Annotated in this window: 15 protein-coding genes and 2 pseudogenes; 8 read left to right on the forward strand and 9 right to left on the reverse strand. The window is 74.1% G+C overall.

Annotated features, from left to right (window positions below):
• Positions 1–340 precede the first annotated feature (340 nt).
• Together ABT263_RS36260 and ABT263_RS36265 are read left to right on the forward strand one after the other, a co-directional pair.
• Complete coding sequence (locus tag ABT263_RS36260) at positions 341–745, forward strand: roadblock/LC7 domain-containing protein (protein WP_329490950.1); 405 nt, start codon at positions 341–343, stop codon at positions 743–745.
• Between the two features lie 177 nt (positions 746–922).
• Positions 923–1297 (forward strand): hypothetical protein, encoded by a 375-nt coding sequence (locus ABT263_RS36265; protein WP_329490951.1) that lies wholly within the window; start codon positions 923–925, stop codon positions 1295–1297.
• 134 nt (positions 1298–1431) lie between these two features.
• On the opposite strand, the gene ABT263_RS36270 is transcribed toward ABT263_RS36265, so the two are convergent.
• The 6 genes and pseudogenes from ABT263_RS36270 to ABT263_RS36295 form a co-directional block, all read right to left on the reverse strand.
• The gene (locus ABT263_RS36270) at positions 1432–1818 is read right to left on the reverse strand and encodes a DUF6188 family protein (protein WP_352297548.1); all 387 of its coding nucleotides are present in this window, start codon (positions 1816–1818) and stop codon (positions 1432–1434) included.
• A gap of 40 nt (positions 1819–1858) precedes the next feature.
• Positions 1859–2968, reverse strand: coding sequence for an NUDIX hydrolase (locus tag ABT263_RS36275; protein WP_352297550.1), 1110 nt, complete (start codon positions 2966–2968; stop codon positions 1859–1861).
• A gap of 159 nt (positions 2969–3127) precedes the next feature.
• Positions 3128–4177: an SGNH/GDSL hydrolase family protein gene (locus ABT263_RS36280; RefSeq protein ID WP_352297552.1), complete on the reverse strand. Its 1050-nt coding sequence runs from the start codon at positions 4175–4177 to the stop codon at positions 3128–3130.
• Positions 4174–5421: a glycosyltransferase gene (locus tag ABT263_RS36285; RefSeq protein ID WP_352297581.1), complete on the reverse strand. Its 1248-nt coding sequence runs from the start codon at positions 5419–5421 to the stop codon at positions 4174–4176. Before ABT263_RS36285 ends, ABT263_RS36280 begins: the two co-directional genes overlap by 4 nt.
• A 108-nt stretch (positions 5422–5529) precedes the next feature.
• Positions 5530–6672 (reverse strand): annotated as a pseudogene (locus ABT263_RS36290) (glycosyltransferase family 4 protein); the annotation flags it as partial.
• 129 nt (positions 6673–6801) lie between these two features.
• Positions 6802–6996: a YegP family protein gene (locus tag ABT263_RS36295; RefSeq protein ID WP_352297555.1), complete on the reverse strand. Its 195-nt coding sequence runs from the start codon at positions 6994–6996 to the stop codon at positions 6802–6804.
• A gap of 692 nt (positions 6997–7688) precedes the next feature.
• Here ABT263_RS36295 and cutA point away from each other — a divergent pair.
• Positions 7689–8012 (forward strand): divalent-cation tolerance protein CutA, encoded by a 324-nt coding sequence (gene cutA / locus ABT263_RS36300; RefSeq protein WP_352297558.1) that lies wholly within the window; start codon positions 7689–7691, stop codon positions 8010–8012.
• Positions 8013–8014: 2 nt separating this feature from the next.
• Here cutA and ABT263_RS36305 read toward each other — a convergent pair whose 3' ends face one another.
• A complete protein-coding gene (locus ABT263_RS36305) occupies positions 8015–9274 on the reverse strand; it encodes a helix-turn-helix domain-containing protein (RefSeq protein ID WP_352297561.1) in 1260 nt (419 codons plus the stop codon).
• Between the two features lie 333 nt (positions 9275–9607).
• Here ABT263_RS36305 and ABT263_RS36310 point away from each other — a divergent pair, with 333 nt between their 5' ends.
• The 4 genes from ABT263_RS36310 (at position 9608) to fxlM (ending at position 15283) form a co-directional block, all read left to right on the forward strand.
• Positions 9608–9772 carry an FxLD family lanthipeptide gene (locus ABT263_RS36310; protein WP_352297564.1) on the forward strand — a complete coding sequence of 55 codons (165 nt, stop codon included), beginning with the start codon at positions 9608–9610 and terminating at the stop codon, positions 9770–9772.
• Between the two features lie 80 nt (positions 9773–9852).
• The gene (locus ABT263_RS36315) at positions 9853–12864 is read left to right on the forward strand and encodes a lantibiotic dehydratase (protein WP_352297567.1); all 3012 of its coding nucleotides are present in this window, start codon (positions 9853–9855) and stop codon (positions 12862–12864) included.
• On the forward strand, positions 12861–14042 hold the full coding sequence (locus ABT263_RS36320) for a lanthionine synthetase C family protein (RefSeq protein ID WP_352297569.1): 1182 nt from the start codon (positions 12861–12863) through the stop codon (positions 14040–14042). The genes ABT263_RS36315 and ABT263_RS36320 overlap by 4 nt, the downstream gene beginning before the upstream one ends.
• 35 nt (positions 14043–14077) lie before the next feature.
• On the forward strand, positions 14078–15283 hold the full coding sequence (gene fxlM / locus ABT263_RS36325; protein ID WP_352297572.1) for a methyltransferase, FxLD system: 1206 nt from the start codon (positions 14078–14080) through the stop codon (positions 15281–15283).
• Positions 15284–15977: 694 nt separating this feature from the next.
• Here fxlM and ABT263_RS36330 read toward each other — a convergent pair.
• Positions 15978–16481: a hypothetical protein gene (locus ABT263_RS36330; RefSeq protein ID WP_352297575.1), complete on the reverse strand. Its 504-nt coding sequence runs from the start codon at positions 16479–16481 to the stop codon at positions 15978–15980.
• Positions 16482–16762: 281 nt separating this feature from the next.
• The gene (locus ABT263_RS36335) at positions 16763–18085 is read right to left on the reverse strand and encodes an MFS transporter (protein WP_352297578.1); all 1323 of its coding nucleotides are present in this window, start codon (positions 18083–18085) and stop codon (positions 16763–16765) included.
• 194 nt (positions 18086–18279) lie between these two features.
• Between ABT263_RS36335 and ABT263_RS36340 the strand changes: the two are divergent.
• Positions 18280–18952: pseudogene (locus ABT263_RS36340) on the forward strand (hypothetical protein); the annotation flags it as partial.

Here is an 18952-nt window from a genome sequence, read left to right on the forward strand (position 1 = left end):
GGCGGCCGGGGTCCTGGTCGGTGGCGGCCTTGCCGTAGTCGAAGTTCCACGGCAGCTCGCCGGCGGCGCTGACCTGGGTGACCCGGCCGTCGGTGCCGCCGCGTCCCCGGGGCCGCGCTGGCCGGGCTAGTCCCGGCGGGGGCCACCCACTCCGCCGCTCTTCCACCGACCCCGGCAGCGACCCACCCGCTGACCGTTCCAGACCCGGACATCGCGCTGCTGACCCGGGTCCGAGACCTTCTGGAGGCCCGACTTTGAACCTCTCTCCGCCCGCGACTCCGTCCTCACGGCCATGAGGCGGGCGCTCAAGCAGCGTGTCGGAAGGAGACAACTGATCGCCTTGGAGACCGAGCTGCTGGCCGAACTCCGCGCCCTCAAGCATCGGGTACCGCATCTCGCGGGCGGGCTGGTGGCCAGCGTGGACGGCCTGCTGGTCGCCCACGACACCCACGGGACCGAACCCTCGGGCCTGGCGGCGATGACGGCGGCCTCCCTCGGCCTGGCGCAGCGGCTCGCCGACACGACCGGGCAGGGCGACTTCCGGGAGTCGCTGGTCCGCGGCGAGCACGGCTACGTCGCCACCTACGCGGCCGGCGGAAGCTGTGTGCTGACCCTCCTGGCGCACCCGGACGTGAACGTGGGCCGGCTGCACCTGGAGGCCAGGCGCTCCGCCGGGCGCATCGCCGAGCTCCTCGCCGACTCCCTCGCGCCCAAGGACGTGCGGGAGTCCAAGGAGGTGGGCTGACCGCCCGCCGCCCGAAGCACCACCCGCCGACCCGCCGACCCGGCGACCGGTCGACGACAGACCGGTCGATGGACAGATCTGTCGACGGGCAGACCTGTCGACGTGTCGACTTCCGACTTTCCCCACCTATCGATGTCCCACCGATCCCCAACCCACGAACGAACCGGAGAAACCGACATGACGGACGCAGCAGGCGCGCTCAAGCAGACCATGACCGTGATCGAAGGCGCCCTCGGTGCCGCACTGGTGGACTACAACAGCGGCATGGCACTCGCCACCCTCGACGGCCCCGGCGGGCTGGACCTCAACGTGGCCGCCGCCGGCAACACCGACGTGGTCCGGGCCAAGATGCGCACGATGGACATGCTGGGCCTACAGGACGGCATCGAGGACATCCTCATCACCCTCAGCAGCCAGTACCACCTGATCCGGCCGCTCACCGGCCGCAGCGGCAAGGGCCTCTTCCTCTACCTCGCGCTGGACAAGAGCCGGGCCAACCTGGCGATGGCCCGCCACCAGCTGACGAAGATCGAGGCCGACATGGAGGTCTGACCCGCTCCGGGGCCGGAACGGCCCGGAGCCCCAGGCGAGGTCCGGTCGACCCGTCCGTGGCACGGACCCTGCGTCGCGCGGCGCAGGGTCCGGCCCGGCCGCCGGTCCGGCCGCCGGCCGCGGGTGCGGCCCGCTCAGCGGTCCGGGCCGCCCGTCCAGGTCACCTCGCCACCCGCCAGCCCGGAGCAGACGACCCCCTCGGGGGTGAGCACCGTCCAGGGCGCGACCACGGCGTGCGGCGGCACGGACAGGACGGTGTCGCCGTCGAAGACCAGCTCCAGCCCACCGGCCGGGGTCACCCGGGCGGTTCCCACCGTCCGGCCGACCAGGGCGAGCAGCCGGGCGGTCGGGCGGACGGCCGGCGCGGGGTAGTAGCGCTCCACCCCGGACGGCACGGCGAAGCGGAACTCGTGCGTCACCCGGACGGTCACCGGCCCGTCCAGGTCGATGTCGAGCCGCCCGCCGCCGCGGACCGACTCCACCCGACGGCCGGCCAGGACGTCCGTGATCACGTTCTCCATGCCTCCAGTGTGGACCGGGGCCACCGGCCGGGCCGCCCGGTCAGCTCACCGGTCGGCCCTCGACCAGCTCGGCCGGTCCGCCGGAGCCGCCGCGGGCGGCGAGCGCGGCGGCAGTACGCGACCAGGACGGGGCGGACAGCAGCGCGCGTGCCTCGGCCGGGTCGCAGAGCCGCCATTCGACCAGTTCGTCCTCGGGCAGCGTGATCGAGGCGAGGCGCTCGTCCGACGCGGTCCCGCCGTCGAACAGGTAGACGAGTACGGCGGTGTCCCGGTCGTGAGCCGGGTCCGCGCCCCGGCCGGGCAGCCAGTCGAGGGCCAGCAGCCGGCCCGGCTCGTACTCCCAGCCGAGCTCCTCGCGGATCTCCCGCCGGGCCGCCGCCCGGGGCAGCTCCCGGTCGGCCTCGATCCCGCCGCCCGGCAGCGTCCAGTACGGCTCCTCGCCGCCGCCCGGCCACGGCCGCAGGCGTACCAGCAGGACCCGCCCGGTCGTGTCGGTGAAGACGGCCCGGGCCTTCGCCCGGATCCGCGGCCGGCTGGCGATGTAGCCCGCCCGGTCCATCGGGGGAGCCGACGGCTCGACAGCCGTCCCGGTGGTGTCCCCGGTGAGCGCCAGACCCGCCAACCGGGTGTACTCCGGCGGTGGTTCGACCGTCAGATGCTCCAGGGTGTGCCCGGCCGGGTGGCTGTCCTCCAGCTCCAGCGGACCGGCCGAGCGCGGCGCCCGCAGACAGGCGGTGACCCGCCGGGAGAGGCGGGGCGGCAGCGCGTGGGCGGCCTGTTCGGCGGTCAGCCAGGTCCACCCGCCGACCTCGGCGGTGTCCGGAGCGAACGCGGCCGACTGCTCGGGGGTGAGCGGTTCGGCCCAGTAGAGGTGTGCGGCGATCGGCGGGCGGGAATCGTCGAGCGTCCAGTCGATGCAGGCCAGTGGGCCGAGCACAGGCGTGAACCCGAGCTCCTCGCGGACCTCCCGGACGGCCGTCGCGCGGGGCGACAGGTCCTCCGGATCCCAGCCCCCGCCGGGGACGGCCACCGGGTGCTTCCGGTCGTACGGCAGCCGCACCACGAGCACCCGGCCGTCGGCGGACGGGAAGAGCACCCCGGCGGCTGCCATCAACTCACGTCCGAAGTCACCGCTCTGTCGGTCCGTCATCGTTCCGACTCCCTCCTCGACCCGGGCGGGTCGATCCGCCCGCTGCTCACCACGACACCTCACCGGCTCCGAACGGTTCCCCGCCGGTCACCGCGGCGAACGGGCGGCACCGGAACGGGCGGTACTGGCGGTAGCGGTCCGTCCGGCGGTGAGGCGCGATCACGTCGGCGGGCCGCCGTGCGGTCCGGCCGGTGCGAGCGCGTCGACCGGTCCGCGTGGGTCCGAGTCGACCGGCGCGAGCGCGCCGAGCGCGGCCGCCGCCGCCCGGGCCATCCGCTCGTCGTGGCGGCCGGTGGCGCCGCGCAGGCGTGCCCAGCCTTCGACGGCGGCCAGCGCGAGCAGGCCGGGGAGCAGGTCCGTGCTGCGTTCGGCGACCCAGCTGGTGCCGCGGGTGGCCATCCACCAGAGGTCGGCGACGGCGCCCGGGGGCGGGTCGACGGGACCGCCGGTGGGGGCCGGACCGAGCGGCCGGCCGGCGGCCGCGAGCAACTCGTGGAAGCCCCGGGCGATCAGCCGGTGCCCCTCGGCGCTGGGGTGGAGCCGGTCCACGCTCAGCAAGCCGCGCCGCGCCGTCCAGGGCAGGCCGGCGACGTGCAGGTGGAGGGCGCGGTGGCGCGCGGAGAGGGCGTGCACCACGGTGTTCACCGCGTCCATCCGGCGGGCCAGTGGCCGGGCCAGCGGCCGCGGCAGTCGCAGCAGCGTGCCCGGGTCGGGCAGGCACGCGGTGAGCACCTGGGCGCCGACGCGGGAGAGTTCGCGGAGCGTGGTGTCCAGCTCCCGGGCGGTGCGGCCGATGTCGAACCCCGACCGCAGGGTGTCGTTGCCCCCGACCACCACGGCGGCCAGCCGGGGGCGCAGCACCAGCGCGGCGGGCAGCTGCTCGGTCGTCAGATCGGTGGTGCGGGCCCCGCTCCGCGCGAGGTTGGTGAACTCGACGCCGACCCCCGGCGGAGCCAGTGAGCCGGAGAGCAGCGCCGCCCAGCCCCGCCAGCCGCCGGTGACCGGGTCACCGACGCCCTCCGTGAGGGAATCGCCGAGGGCCACGAACCGCACCGGCTCGACGGCGCTCCCGGCACCCGGATTCCGCTCCCCGCGCACGCTGCCCGGGGCCACCGCCGTCAGGGGCGGGGGCTCCTGGGTCACCGCCTCCGGGCGCGCCGTGCCCGGGAGCGTCTCGCCGCCCTCGTCGCCCACCACGGCCGTGCTCATCGCGCCTCCTCCACCCGGGCGGCCGGGGAGACCGCCCGGTCCTGCACCCGCTCCTGGGCCCGGGGCTGCCCGTGGTGCGGCGTCCCGAGCGGCGCCGGCACCACGGCCGCCGCACGGTGCGCGGCGAGGAAGGCCGCCACGGCGGCGGGCCAGCCGTACTGTTCGGCCCGGGCGCGGGCGGCGGCGCGGCGCTCCTCCTCGGGGCGTGCGAGCAGCTCACGCGCCGCCCCCGCGAATCCCGCGCCGGTGTCGTCGGCCGCGACACCGGCCGGGCCCACCAGGGCGGGCAGCGCCGAGGACCGGCTGACCGCGACCGGGGTGCCGCACGCCAGCGCCTCCAGCGCGGCCAGCCCGAAGGTCTCGACCGGCCCGGGGGCGAGCACCACGTCGGCGCAGCCGAGCAGCCGGGCCAGTGCGCCCCGCCCGGCCACGTGCCCGACGAAGCGCACCGGCAGCCGGAGCCGCCCGGCCCGGGTGGCCAGCCGCGACCGGAGCGGTCCGGTGCCGGCCACCACCAGGACGGCCGGCAGCCCGGCCGAGGACAGCTCGGCGAGGGCGTCGACGGCGCGCTCGGGGTGCTTCTCCGCCGAGAGGCGGGAGCAGAGCACCAGCAGCGCCTGCCCCGGGTCCGCGTAGCGCGCCCGCTCGTCCGCCCGCTCGGCGGCCGTGAGGGGGCGCATGGCGGTCAGGTCCACCCCCAGCGGTGCCTGAGCGAGGTTTCGTACGCCCAGGCGGCGGAACTCGGCGGCCGCCCAGTCGGTGGTGCAGACCACGGTGTCGTAGGAGCGGGCGGTGCGGAGGTTGAGCCGGTCGGCGGCCGCGGTGGCGAGCGGGCCGGGCAGACCCCAGGTGCGGAGCAGCCCGGCGGTGCTCTCGTGCGACACCATGACCGAGCGCAGGCCGTGGCGCCGGGCCCAGCCGCCGGTCCAGCGCAGCGTCGTGCGGTCGGAGACCTCCAGTCGGTCCGGCGCCAGACGGGTCAGCTCGTGGGCGAGCGCCCGCCGGTCGGTGAGCAGCCGGTAGCCGCCGCTGCCGGGCAGCACCGGTCCGGGCAGGGTGACCACCAGCCCCTGCCCGGTCTCCTCCTCCGTCCGCCGCTCGCCGGGGACGACCAGCACCGGTGTGTGGCCGGCGGACCGGTAACCCTCGCCGAGGTGGCGCAGGGCCGTGCGCAGTCCGCCCGAGACCGGGGTGACGAAGTTCGCCACCCGGACGATCCGGAGCGAGGCTCTGTGGTCGGTCATGCCGGGAGCTCCTCCGCCACCGGGGCGCCCTCGGCGGGGCGCGCCTGGTCGGCCGTCGGGGCCGCGCCCTCGTGGCCCGGTCCGGTCGCACCCGTGACCCCGGCCACCGCGGTGCTCGGCCAGCACCTCCGCGTAGTGCCGCAGCAGGAGGTCCCCGACCGCCTCCCAGGTGCGGGCCGTCACGTCCGCCCGCCCGGCCCGCCCGTAGGCGGCCCGCAGCTCGGCGTCGCCGGCCAGCGTGGTGACCGCCCGGGCCACCGCCGCGCCGTCCCTCGGCGGCACCAGCAGGCCGGTCCGGCGGTGGCCGACCAGGTCCAGCGGCCCCCCGGCGGCCGGGCCGACCACCGGGACCCCGCTGGCCATCGCCTCCTGGATGGTCTGGCAGAAGGTCTCCAGCGGGCCGGTGTGCACGAACACGTCCAGGGTGGCGAAACAGCGCGCCAGCTCCTCCCCGGTCCGCCGGCCGAGGAAGACCGCGCCGGGCATCGCGGCCTTCAGCCCCGGCGCGGACGGTCCGTCGCCGATCACCACCACCCGCACCCCGGGCAGCGCCGAGGCGCTCGCCAGCAGGTCGACCCGCTTCTCGGGCGCGAGCCGCCCGACGTACCCGACCAGCACCTCCCCGCCGGGCGCGAGGGCCCGGTGCAGCGTCTCGTCACGGTGGCGCGGGTGGAAGCGGACCGAGTCCACCCCGCGCGGCCAGAGCCGCACCCGCGGCACGCCGTGCGCGGTGAGGTCCTGCGCCGCCGGGGTGGAGGGCGCGAGGGTGCGGGCGGCGGCACGGTGGACGGTCCGGATCCGGTGCCAGGCCGCGGCCTCGCCCAGCCCGCGGCCCGCGCGGTAGGCGTGCGCGTACCCGGCGAGGTCGGTCTGGTAGACGGCGACGGCGGGAACACCCAGCCGGGCGGCGGCCTGCATCCCGCGCGCGCCGAGCACGAACGGGCTGGCCAGGTGGACGATGTCGGGCCGGTGCCCGGCGATCGCGGCCGTCAGCTGCCGGCCGGGCAGCGCGATCCGGACCTGCGGGTAGCCCGGCAGCGGGACGGACGGGACGCGGACCACGGGCAGCTCGGCCGCCCCCGTCCCGCCGCCGAAGACGTGCGGCGGGCACTCGGCCCCCCGCGCGGGTGCCGGGGTGATGACGAGCGGCTGGTGGCCCCGGCGGACCAGATGCTCGGCCGTCCGCAGCACGCTGTGGGCGACTCCGTTGACCTCGGGCGGAAAGGATTCGGTGACGATGACGACACGCATGCCATCGTTCTGTCCGCATCCGGCGTGCAGGCGGCCAAAGGGATCTGTCGAACAAACGAACGCGGGTCGGCGATTGTGCCACCGACCCGCGTTTGCGCCCTCACCCGCCCGAAGCGCGGTGCGTCCGCCCTACCGGGCCTGACCGGCCGCCGTCTCCTTGAGCTCCGCGTAGGGCGCGAGCTTCCGGATCGACTCGATGCTCCTGATGCAGTCGTCCCGGCTCTCGTGCGGATCGCCCGTCACCACGACGGTGCCGTTGCTCGCCTTGAGCCGGAACCGGTGCATGCCGGTCTCGTCGGTGTACAGCTCGAACTTCCCTGCCATGGCAGTGTTCGCCTCTCGTTCGGGTAGCCCCCTCGCATCGCAACGTAGAGCCAAATCCCTTCAATGGCACGCCAGATGAGGCGTTCGGGTCTACGCCGAATGGGTCATTGTCGCGCTTGGGTGCGAGGCGTGAGGCTTTGCTTGGGGGTGCGAGGGGGCGGCGACCGGCTTGCCTGGTCGCCGCCCCCTCATTGGGTTTGCTCTGCATCTGCTCTGCTCACATGCAAGCGGAGCTTCGAGATAGGTAGGCATCGCGAGGCTCAGGCGGCAGTGTGGCTGGGTGCACGGGTGGCAGATGGGACGGGATGCGGCTTGCGCCCGCTTTGGCTCTGGACGTCCAGCCTTCGCGTCGCTACGCGCTTCCGGCGTCACTGACACAGCTGACGGACCACGACAGCTCGGAGCCCCGCGAGCGCGGGGCCGATTCCCGGTCGCCGTCGAGCGTGATGACCGCGTAGGAGCAACCCCCGCGAGCGCGGGGCCGATGGGCCGCACAAGCCGGACGGTGCTCGGCAACGTTTCGCCGCGCAGGGCGGGCTGATGGTCCGTAGGGCGATGCACCCGCGCCGTCGTAGGGCCGGCGTGGGGGCAGTGGTCCTCAGTATGTCCGGCGCTGCTGCCACGGGCCCGCTGGCCGCTTCGGACGGTCGGCGTGGTTCCTGGAGTGTGATCTGGATCGATACGCTCAGATCATGACGACCAGTGACTTCCTCGTGGTGACGACGACCCACGACGACGAGACGAAGGCCCGCGAGCTGGCCGCGAAGGCGGTCGGGGAGCGCTTGGCCGCGTGCGCGCAGGTCTATCCGATCAGCTCGGTGTACTGGTGGGAGGGCAAGGTGGAGTCCGGTCAGGAGTGGCGGGTCGATTTCAAGACTCGGGCCGATCTGGGCGGCCGGCTCGCCGAGTTCATCGGCGAGCACCACTCCTACGACGTGCCCGAGGTCATCGGGGTCCCGGTGACGGTCGGCGCCGACGGCTACCTGGACTGGATCCGGGCGGAGACGACGCGCTGAGGTCAGATGACGGCGGCCCGGATCTCCTCGCGGAAGGTCCGGGCCTCGCTGTTGCCTTCGGGGAGTTGGTCGGCCAGGGCGAGGAGGCGGACTTTGCCCATGGTGGTCTCGGTCTCGACGGTAGCGGCGAGCGCCTGGCGGCCGACGGTGACGGCCTGCTCGACGTCGCCGGCGGTGAGGTAGCCGGTCGCGACGTCGCCGAGGACGGCGACGCGGACCTTGGTGTCAAGGCCGCCGAGCGTTGCCAGGGTCTCGTCCGCTGCGGCGGTTAGGCCGGGATGGCGGAGCCGCGCGTAGGTGGAGACGCCCATCGACCCGAGGCGGGCCGGGCCGAAGAAGGACACCCAGGCCTGCTCGCCGGCGGGGTCGGCGTAGTCGAAGGCGGTGTGGGCGCGGTCGAGGGCGCGCACCGCGGCCTCCTGGTCGCCCATGGCGGCAGCTTCCTCGGCCTCGCGGGCGCACAGCCAGGACCGGGCAGTGGCGTAGCCCTGGCCTCGGACGTGCTGCTGGGCGGCAGTCAGCATCTCGCGAGACCGCTCCGGTTCGACGCCGTACGAGGCGTAGCCGAGGACGAGCGCGTTGACGGCGCCGTGGCCCGCCTGGCGGCCGGCGGAGCTGGCGGTGGAGTAGTAGCGGCGGGCGGTGTCGTGGTCGCCGAGATCCCAGTACAGCCAGCCGGCGAGGGCGGCGGTCTCGCCGGCGGCGATCGTTAGGCCTCGCCGGTAGGGGCCCGCGTTCGGCAAGACGGTGGTGATGGTGTCGAGGTGCTCGGCGAGCCTGGCGGCGAGGAGCCGGGCGGGCATGTGCTCCTCGGCGGTGAACATCTCGGCGGTGGTGGCTTCGAGCCGGGCGGTGGTCGCCTTGTCGACGGCGCCGCCTTCGAGCGCGGCCGCGAGCCGGCCCCACGGTTCGGAAGCCACTCCCGCCGCGAGCACTGCTCCTATGAATGATCGTCGTTCCACCGGGGGTTCCTCCGTCTCTTGCTCGATCAAGGGGTGCAGCTGAGCCAGGCGCCGGGCCTGACGGGCCCGGATCACGGCTTGCCGCACCTGCTCCAGGTGGAGGCCGTAGGCGTCGGCGATCAGCTGGAAGTCACTCGAAGTGGGGATGCGTGCACCGCTCTCCCAGCGCTTGAGGCGGTCGGGGTCGAAGAACCTGCCGCCCTGGAAGCGCTGGATCTCTTCTGCCTGCTCGGGTCTGGTTCGTCCGGCGCGCTTCCGGAGGGCCCGGAGGATTGCACCAATTTCCTGACTACCCATCATGCGGCCTACCCCCGGGCGCCGTTAGATCACTCCTCCATCCTGGCCCCCCAAACTGGCCCCCGCTGAGAAACGCGCCCATCTCTGGCACCTGCGGTTGACGACTGAGAGTCGTTGACTGGTCACAGCGGCCTGGCTAGCCGTCGGAAGCACTCGGGCTGCTGTCGACCCGGCTGATGCCGACCCTGCGTGCGTAAAGCCCCCATTCTCCTCCCGGGCCCGCCGACGACACTGGGCCCGGGAGGCCCTTCGCCCGGCCACCGGCCGAGCTCCTGAACTCCTCCCTGACAGTCGGGAGGCGACACCGAATCCGAGCGACGTAGAAGGAGTACCGACATGGTGAACACCACCGTGCTCATGCCGAAGGCCCCGGAGGCCGACCCGTTCGACCTCGACGTGATGGTCACCACCGAGTTGGGCGGCGACCGCCTGCCGAAGGCGTGCGGCACCTCGGACGGATGCGCCTCGACCTGCGCGTCGTCCTGTGCCAGCGCCGTGTGATCCACAACACCGCTGGGGCCGGGGACTTCGTGTCCCCGGCCCCAGCACCACCCCTTTCGACCCCGACAGCGGAGGAATGGATGAACGCCCGCTCGCCTTACCAGTACTCCGGTACGGCCCTCCTGCGAGCCGCCGCCGCCCCGCTGGCCAGCGTCCCCGACCGGTGGCCGGACCCGGCCGACGAGGCGGCATGCCGCGCCTGGCTGGAGGAGGTCTGGTCCGACGCCGGCTTCGCTGCCGCGATCCGCGAGGCCAGCGCAAGTCTGGCCGAGCGCGTCGACGCCATCGCGGCTGGCCGGCCGGTGAAGCCCAAGCAGGTCCGGCGGGCCGCCGTCGCCGCCGCCCGCTACCTGCTGCGGGCCACCGGACGCCCCACCCCGTTCGGCCTGTTCGCCGGAGTCGCCCACGCCGGTGTCGGGCTTGTCCCGGATGTGCGGTGGGGCACCCGGCACCGGCCGGTAGCGCGCGTTGACACCGAGTGGCTGGCGGCGGTCACCGACACCCTGGAGGCCGACCGAGACCTGGTCGAACGTCTCGACGTGGTGTTCAACAACCTCGCCGCCCAGCGCGGCGGACGTCTTCAGATCAACCCGGGTGGCCCGAGCCGGCTGAGCATCCGCCGCACGAGCGTGATCTCCTTCGTGCAGGAGGCCGCCGTGCTCCCCGTGGGCTTCGCGGCCCTCGCCGATAAGCTCGCCGACACCGCCAACGTGCAGCGGGCCAAGGCTGCCGGCCTGCTGGCTGAACTCGTTTGGCGGGGCTTCCTGCTCACTAGCCTCCGCGCTCCGCTGACCGTCACCGATCCGCTCGCGCACGTCCTCGCCCAGCTCTACCGGGCCGACGCCGCGACGCTCCCGGCGACCGCGCCGATCCTGGCCGAACTCGCCGCGATCCGCGACGAGCTGCACCGGCACAACCACGCCGACCTCAGCAGCGACCTCGCCGGGGAGCGCGAGGCGACCCGGCAGCGGATGCGCCGCCTTGCGGCGGAGGGGCGGACGCCGCTGGCCTTGGACCTGGTCCTCGACTGCGACGTCCGGCTGCCCGCCGCCCTCGTCGGGGAACTTGAGCGGGCCGCCGGAGCCCTGCTTCGGCTGACCCGCCAGCCGACCGGTGACGTGGTCTGGCGGAATTACCACTCCGCGTTCTGGGAGCGCTACGGCACCGGCACGCTGGTGCCGCTGGCCGAACTTCTCGACCCTGCCACTGGGCTCGGTTACCCGGCCGAGTACCCAGGCAGCACGATGACCCCTCCTACGCGGGGTCCGAACGGGCGTGACGAGAGGCTGCTCGCGCTGGCCTGGCGGGTGCTTGCCGACGGCGGCCGGGAGATCGTCCTCACCGATGAGGCGATCGCAGCTCTGTCGGGTGACCTGGGCTTCGACGCCCGGTACGTCGCGCCGCACGTCGAGATCTCCGCCCGTCTCCACGCCGCCGACCTCGATGCTGTCCGCTCCGGGGACTATCGGCTCACGGTGGCACCGGCGCGCGCGGCTGGGACGCTCACGTCGCGGTTCTCCGTCGCCGCGACCGGGGCGGGCCTCGCCGAGGTCTACCGGGGGATTCCGACTCTCGTGGAGGGGGCCCTGCCCGCGCAGTTGTCCTTCCCGCCGCTGTTCCGCCACTCGGAGAACGTCATTCGCGTCCCCGCCTACCTGCCGCACGTCATCTCGTTGGGCGAGCACCGGACCGTGGACCACGGGGTGGAGGTCATCTCGGTGCAGGACCTGGCGGTCACCGCGACCCGCGACCGGCTGTACCTGGTCAGCGTCTCCCGGAATCGTGTCGTCGAGCCGCAGGTGTTCCACGCGCTGGCGCTGGAGAAGCAGACGCCGCCGATCGCTCGGTTCCTCGCGCACCTGACCCGGGCGTTCTCGCCTTCCTGGACCGGCTTCGACTGGGGCCCGCACGCCCGGTCGCTGCCGTACCTGCCCCGGGTGCGCTACGGCAGGACCGTCCTGGCCCCGGCCCGCTGGCTCGTCACCCGCGCGGACCTGGCCGACCTGCCCGGGTGGCGGCACCGCTGGCACTGCCCGGCGCTGGTGGAACTACGCGACGACGACCGCACTCTGCGGCTGGCCCTGGACGAGCCGTTGCACGTGGCGATCCTGGCCAACCGGGTGGAGTGGGCTGGGCAGGCGTTCCTCACCGAGACCGCTGCCGCCGAGGACCTCGGTTGGCTCGGCGGGCACGCGCACGAGATCGCCGTACCTCTCGCCCGCTCGGGACCGGGCACCCCGTCGCCGTTGGTCGGGCCGCTGCCGAGGATCGACACACGCACTCACGGCACGCTGCCGGGCGTCCCGGCCGGCCGCTGGCTGAACGTGAAGGTCCCCTCCCACCCGGAGTACTTCACCGAGATCATCGCCGCCCATGTGCCCCAGCTCCTCGCCTCCCTGGACCAGCTGGCGTGCTGGTTCGTCCGCTACCGCAGCCCGAACGAGAGCGACCACATCCGCCTTCGATTGCGTCTCCCGGACGGCGGGTTCGACCAGGTCGCGGAAGCGGTCGGTCGGTGGGGTCAGCGACTGCGGGACAGCGGGCTGGCTGGCGGCCTGTCCTTCGACACGTACGCCCCGGAGATCGGCCGGTATGGCACCGGCCCCGCGCTGGAGGCCGTGGAGGGTGTGTTCACCGCGGACTCCCGACTGGTGATCGCCCAGCTCCGCCACCTGCCGCCGGCCGCCGTCCACCCGACCGCGCTGGCCGCCCTGAACATGGTGCACATCGCCGAGGGCTTCCTTGGTCCCGGCGTCGCCAGAGGTTGGCTGGCGACCCGGCCCGTTGTATCGGTGGTGGCGGACCGAGTTGTCGCCGATCAGGTCGTCCCGCTGGTTCGCTTCGGCTCGCACACCGACCTGCGGGGCTGGACAGCTGAGGTCGGTGCCGCCTGGCGGGAGCGCGCGATGGCGCTGGCCGCCTACCGGCGGAGCCTGTCCGAGGACACCGACGTGGACGCAGTGCTGGAGTCCCTGCTGCACATGCACCACAACCGGGCCGTTGGCCTCGATCCGGACGGCGAGAAGGTCTGCCGCTACCTGGCCCGGCAGGCTGCCCGCGCCCGGCAGACCGCGATTGGAGGCGAGCGGTGAACCGGGTACAGCAGCCGCCTGCGGTCGACCTGGCGCCGGGCTGGGGCCAGGCTCTGGCCGACGGAGCTGCCGGGAGCGCGCTGGAACAGATCGAGTACGCGCTCTCCGGTGACATCCAGTGGGCGGACGCCCACCAGTGGGTGGCGGCGATGACCCGCCAGCCCGTCACCGCGCTGCCCGACGATGGCCTGTTCAACGGCGCCCCGGCCGTCGGGTTCGTCCTCAACGCGGCCCAGCACCCCTCCTACGGGCGGGCCCTGGCCTCCCTGGACCCGCACATCGACCGGATCACCCGAGCCCGCCTGGTCAGCGCCAACGCCCGGATCGACGCCGGGCTGCTGCCGGAGCTGCGGGAGTGGGACCTCATCAGCGGACTGACCGGCCTCGGCGCCTACCAGCTGGCCCGTCACGGCGACACCGCTCTACTGCGGGACGTCCTGTCCTTCCTGGTCCGCCTGACCGCCCCGGTCACCATCGGCGGCGAGGTACTGCCTGGCTGGTGGTGCGAGAACGGCCCGGCCGACATGCCGTCCCGCCACTGGCCCGGCGGACACGCCAACGCCGGTCTGGCACACGGTATTTGTGGACCACTTGCACTAGTCTCGACGGCGATGAGACACGGCATCGGCGTCCCCGGGCAGGCTGGCACGATCGGCCGCATCTGCGCCTGGCTGGACCAGCATCGCCAAGGCGACGGCGCACGGGCCTGGTGGCCGGGCATGCTCTCCCGGGCCGAATGGAGGGCCGGGAAGGTCAGCCAGGGCGGGCCGCAGCGCCCTTCGTGGTGCTACGGCACTCCCGGTCAGGCCCGAGCCCAGCAGCTCGCCGGTCTCGCCCTCCACGACCCAGACCGGCAGCGGATCGCGGAGGACGCCCTCGTCGGGTGCGTCAGCGACTCCGCCCAGCTGTTCGACCTCACCGACGCAACCGTCTGCCACGGCTGGGCCGGCCTCCTACTGACCACCTGGCGGGCCGCCGCCGATGCCCGCGACGACCGGCTCGCCCGTCAGCTGCCGAAGTTGCGCGCGTTGATGGACCGCCACCTGCGCGGCGGCGACCAGCTGGAGGGCACCGGACTGCTCGAAGGCACCGCCGGGCTTCGCCTCGCCCAGCACACCACCTCTGTGACCACCCCGCCCGTCTCTTGTTGGGACGCCTGCCTACTCCTGGCCGGCTGACCACGCCCCGCCCCGCTACGAAGGACAGCACCTCGATGAGCACCGCTACCCCCGCCTCCCCGAACACCCTGCGGGACCGGATGGTCGACACCATCGCGGCCGCCCACCCGCTGACGGCCGCCGTCGAGAGCGCCCTGCGGTCCGTTCCCCGGCACGAGTTCGTGCCAGACGCCACCGCCGAGCAGGCGTACGCGGACCGGGCCGTGACCATCAAGGCGAACCCGGCCGGCGGCCTGCCGCTCAGCTGCGCATCGGTGCCGTCGCTGGTTGCCGACATGCTGGTTTGGTTGAGGGCGGAGCCTGGCGACACCGTGATGGAGATCGGCGCCGGCACCGGCTGGAACGCTGCCCTGCTGGCCCACCTGGTCGGCCCGGACGGCAAGGTCGTCACCCTCGACATCGATGAGGACGTGACCGCGCATGCCCGTAAGACGCTGGACGCCACCGGAAACACCGCCGTCGTCGTGCTGACCCGGGACGGTGCCCTCGGCGCGCCCGAGCACGGCCACCCTGACCGAATGATCGTCACCGTCGGAGCCTGGGACATCCCCGCGGCCTGGTGGGAGCAGCTGGACCCCGGCGCCCGTCTCGTTGTCCCGCTCAGCTGGCGCGGTCAGGCCCGTTGCCTGGGCCTCGAGCGCCAGGGTGGCCGGATGGTCTCCGATGTCGTCGAGCTGTGCGGCTTCGTGCCCATGCTCGGCCAAGACGGCGAGCGCACCGCCACGATCGACGCTGACGGCCTGGTCGCGCTGCACTTCGACGCAGACCAGTCGATCGACCCTGCGGCCCTTCTGGGTGTCCTCGGCCAGCCGAAGGCCGAGGACACCTCCGGGATCACGGTCCGAGGTGACGAGTCGTTCGACGGTGTGTGGCTGCGGCTGAGCGCCACCGACCCGGCCACTTGCCGGATCGAGGCTGACCGGGCCGCCGTCGACAGCGGCCTGTGCAAGCCCGCCATCCCCAGCCGTAGCCCTGCTCTGGCCGAGGGAGAGTCGCTCGCGTACCTCACCCTGACTCGCCGCGAGACCGAAGACGGTGTGCGCTTCGAGCTGGGCGCCGCCGGACACGGCCCGGCCGGTCAGCGCCTTGCCGACCGGCTGTGTGACGAGATCCGCCGCTGGGACACCGCTCGGGACGCCCGGCCCACCGTCACGCTCTACCCGGCCGGGACGACGGACAAGCAGATCGGCAGCCGGTACGTCATCGACAAGCCCAGCATCAGGATGGCCATCGCCTACTGATGCTCTGCCGGACGCGGGGCCGGCGCCCTCCTGGAAGTACCCTCAGCGGCCCCGGGGAATGAATTCCCCGGGGCCGGAGCAACCCCCGCGAGCGCGGGGATCACTCCGTGCTGTTCGAACTGGCCTGCGAGCACTTGTCATTGGCCCCGTACGTGCGGGGACTGCTCCCTGACCACGGCGCTCGCCGCCTTGTCAGTTTGCGCGGCCTTGTGCCCTTCCTGCCCGTATGCCAAGTGGCCTGGCAGAAGGCCGCTGACCATGGAGTCGGGTCAGTGAGGCATCTCAGGTGGGGCCGTGCTCATGGGAGTCGCTCCATCCTGGCGCACGGTGTCACAGCCGTGTGCGAGTCGCGCCACTTTCGGGGCCACTCTCGGTCGTGTCGGCTCACACGGGCGTCGAGCGCTCCGTGTGCGAGGGCGGCCTGCCTCGTCCTATGGTCCGGAATCCCTCTTAGTGTCCTCGGAGGGGGTGCCGGTCGACGCCTCTTACGCTGGTCGTGGACGTGGATCGTGCCGGGCCGTCTCGCCGACTCCGCTCTCCGACGTGGCGGCGGAATCCTTGGAGGCGGGTCTTCACCTTTCGGTCCGGTAGCCCCCTCGCACCGCAACGTAGGCCCAAGTTCCCACCACCGCATCCCAGATGGGCCAGATGGGTCACCCCGTACCGCGATCGGCCGGGGCGCTTCCGGGCGGTGCTACTCGCGGGTCAGGATGCCGGTGGCCCGGGACGAGCCCCAGTCGAACAGGAGCGTGCCGTCGCTGCGCGGCTCCAGCACGAAGTCGCCGTTCGCGCACGTCGTCCGGGTGTTGCGGGTGACCCTCTCGTGGCCGGTCAGCCGTTTCGGGAGGCGCTCGGTGAGCAGCCAGACCGTGGTGCAGCCGAGCGGTGAGTACTCGGCGTCCGCGAACTCCTCGCCGATCTGCGCGTCGCGGATCCGTACGAGGAGGACGTACTTCTCGCGGCCCTGGGTGATGCTCCCGCGCCAGGTCCCGGCCCAGGACGCCGCCGTGGCGGTGGCCGCCGGGCCCGGAGTCGTCAACGCGTACGGGCTCGCCGGTGCCGGGGCGGCGGCGGCCGGCCCGCCGGAGGGCGCCGGGTGCGGGGAGTCGTTCCCCCAGAGCTGCCACCAGGTCAGGACGGCGGCGACGCCCGCGAGCAGCGTCCCGAGACCGCCGAGGACGGTGGACCAGTGGCCCAACCAGGCTCGAAAGGCTTGCTGCCGTGACCGCCCGGGCGGAGCGCCGGGTCCGCCGCCCGGAGTGTTCCCCGGCCCGCCACCGCCGCCCGGGGCCGGTCCCCGGCCCCGGGCCGGTACCCCCTGCCGTTGCCATGCCGACCACCCCCGGCGGCAGCGTTCCCATTGCCGGAGGCTTGAACCGCGTGTCGCTCCCCGGTCGACGCCCGCCCGCTCGGTCGTCGCCCGCCCCGAGCGACTCCACCTCGCGGTCCGTGGGCGGCAACTCCTCCGGAGGCCGGACCTCAGGCGCGCAGTTCCGGTGCCCTGTCGACGGCTCCGCCCGGGGGAGTGCTCGGCGGTTCGGCCGTCGGTGCCGCGAGCGCCGCCAACCGCCGTTCGCAGGAGCGGCGTTGTACGATGGAGAGTCCCGCGACGGCGGCGCCGAGGGTGAGCCAGCCCGCCGGCCCGGCGGCCATCACCGCGCCGGTCAGCAGCAGCGGGCCGGCCGACTTCTGGACGGACTGGGCCATGCCGGCCACGCCCAGGTAGGAGGCCCGGGCCCGTTCGGGGGCCAGCGAGACGGCCAGTTCCCAGGAGCTCACCGACCGCATCAGCTCGGCGGCGGTGACCAGCATCGCGGCGGCCAGCAGGGCGGCCGCCGCCGACCAGGCCCCGCCGCCGGTGCCGAGTGCCACGACCGCGCAGCCCGCCGACATCGCCACGCCGTACAGGGTGACCGCCGCCGCCGCGCGGTGCGGGCCCTCGGCGCGCGCGGAGACCCGGAGTTGGAGCACCACCACCAGGACGGTGTTGATCGCGAGGAAGGCGGGCACGAGGGCGTGCGGTGCCGAGGTGTGGTTCACCAGCCAGAGCGGAAGCCCGACGTTGAGCACCGAGTCGTCCAGGCTCATCGGGATGTCCAGGAGGACGAAGCGCAGGTACCCGCGGTCCCGCCACGGGCTGGGCGCCGGCTCCTGTGCCGGGGCGCCCGGCGTATCGGCCCGCGCCGCGACCCGGCCGCCGCCGCGCGGTTCCCGGGTGCGCCACACCAGGGCGGCGGTCACCGCGAAGGACAGCGCGTTGCCGAGGACCAGTGCCCGGTAGGCGTCGGTGGTGCCCACCGCCAGGCCGATCGCCGCGATGCCCGCGCCCAGCGCGTACCCGGCGTTGGCCGCGCTGCGGGTGAGTGCCTGGTAGGTGGAGCGCCGCTCGCCCGTCGCCCGGGTGGCGAATAGCATCTCCAGCGTCTTGGCCGCCCGCTCGCCCAGGGAGGTCACCGCCATCACGGCGAGCAGCGCGGTGAAGCCGTCGCAGACCAGCAGCAGGCCCATCGTGACGATCCGCACCAGGTGGCACCCGATCAGTAGCCCCCGGACGGGGAACCGTTCGGCCAGTTGCCCGGCCAGCGGGGAGCCGGCGATGCCCGCCACGGCGGCCACGCCCAGCAGCAGGCCGACCTGCTGCGCGTCCAGCCGGGTGACGAAGGTGAAGTACAGCACCGAGGCCGCGGCCCACACCCCCGTGCCGGTCCGGTCCAGGAACTGGGCGAGCAGCATGATCCGCCCGTCCCGTCCGCCCGGTGGCCGCCGCAGCTGCGCCAGTAGTCCGCCCCCGTGCTGTGCCATGACCTCTGCCCCTCGCCGTTCCGGTGTTCGGGGAGCAGCCTGCCGGACATGAATCTCGACGTCAAGATACTTGATGTCAACAGACCTCGCGGGGGTACTTGCGGGGACGACCACCCGCCGCCCGGCCGACCTGTCGGACCTCGAAGCTAGGCTGGGAAGCCCGCTGTCCGCACCGCTCCGGAAGGCCCCGGCCGATGTACGCCCTGCACGCGCTCTGGCGAGCCGACGGCCGCCTCGCCCTCTGGGCGGAGGATGCCGCGGTGTACCGGGAGGGCCGCGCGGCGGCCGACCGGAGTGCGGCGGACGGCGCCCGGGCCGGCGCCCATCCGTTCGCCTGCGCGGCCGCCGACGTCGCGCGTCTGCTGGGCGCGATCGGGCCGGGCCTCGACTGGCTCGCCGGCCAGGGGGCGGAGCGCTGGACCGGCCTGCTGCTGCCCGCCCTCGGCGGCCGCCCGGTGCCCTCGCCCGATCTGCCGGTCGGAGCCGCGCCGCGCGGGGTCACGCTCAGCCCCTGGCGGGTGCCGACGCTGCTGTTCGACGCCGCCGAGGCGGCCCAGCTGCTGGGTGCCCTGCACGACCCGCACTGGCCGGGCGCGACCGTCGAGCTCCCGGGCGGCGAAACCGTCGAGGTCGCGTACGGCGCCTCGCTGCGCTGGCTGTCCGCCGTCCACGACCTCGCCTGGCGGCTGGTCGGGCGAGGGCGGCTGCTGCCCGCGCTGGAGCAGGAGCGGCCGGGGGAGTGGTACGCGCGCTGGCGGCCCGCGCCGGACACCGCGGCCCGCCGGGAGCTCGCGGCCCTGGCCGCCGGCTGCCCCCCGGTCTGCCGCGCCGAGCGCGCGCCCGGACCGCCCGCGCCCGGACCGCCCG

The organism is Kitasatospora sp. NPDC001603 (assembly GCF_040298365.1).
Taxonomy (GTDB): Bacteria; Actinomycetota; Actinomycetes; order Streptomycetales; family Streptomycetaceae; genus Kitasatospora.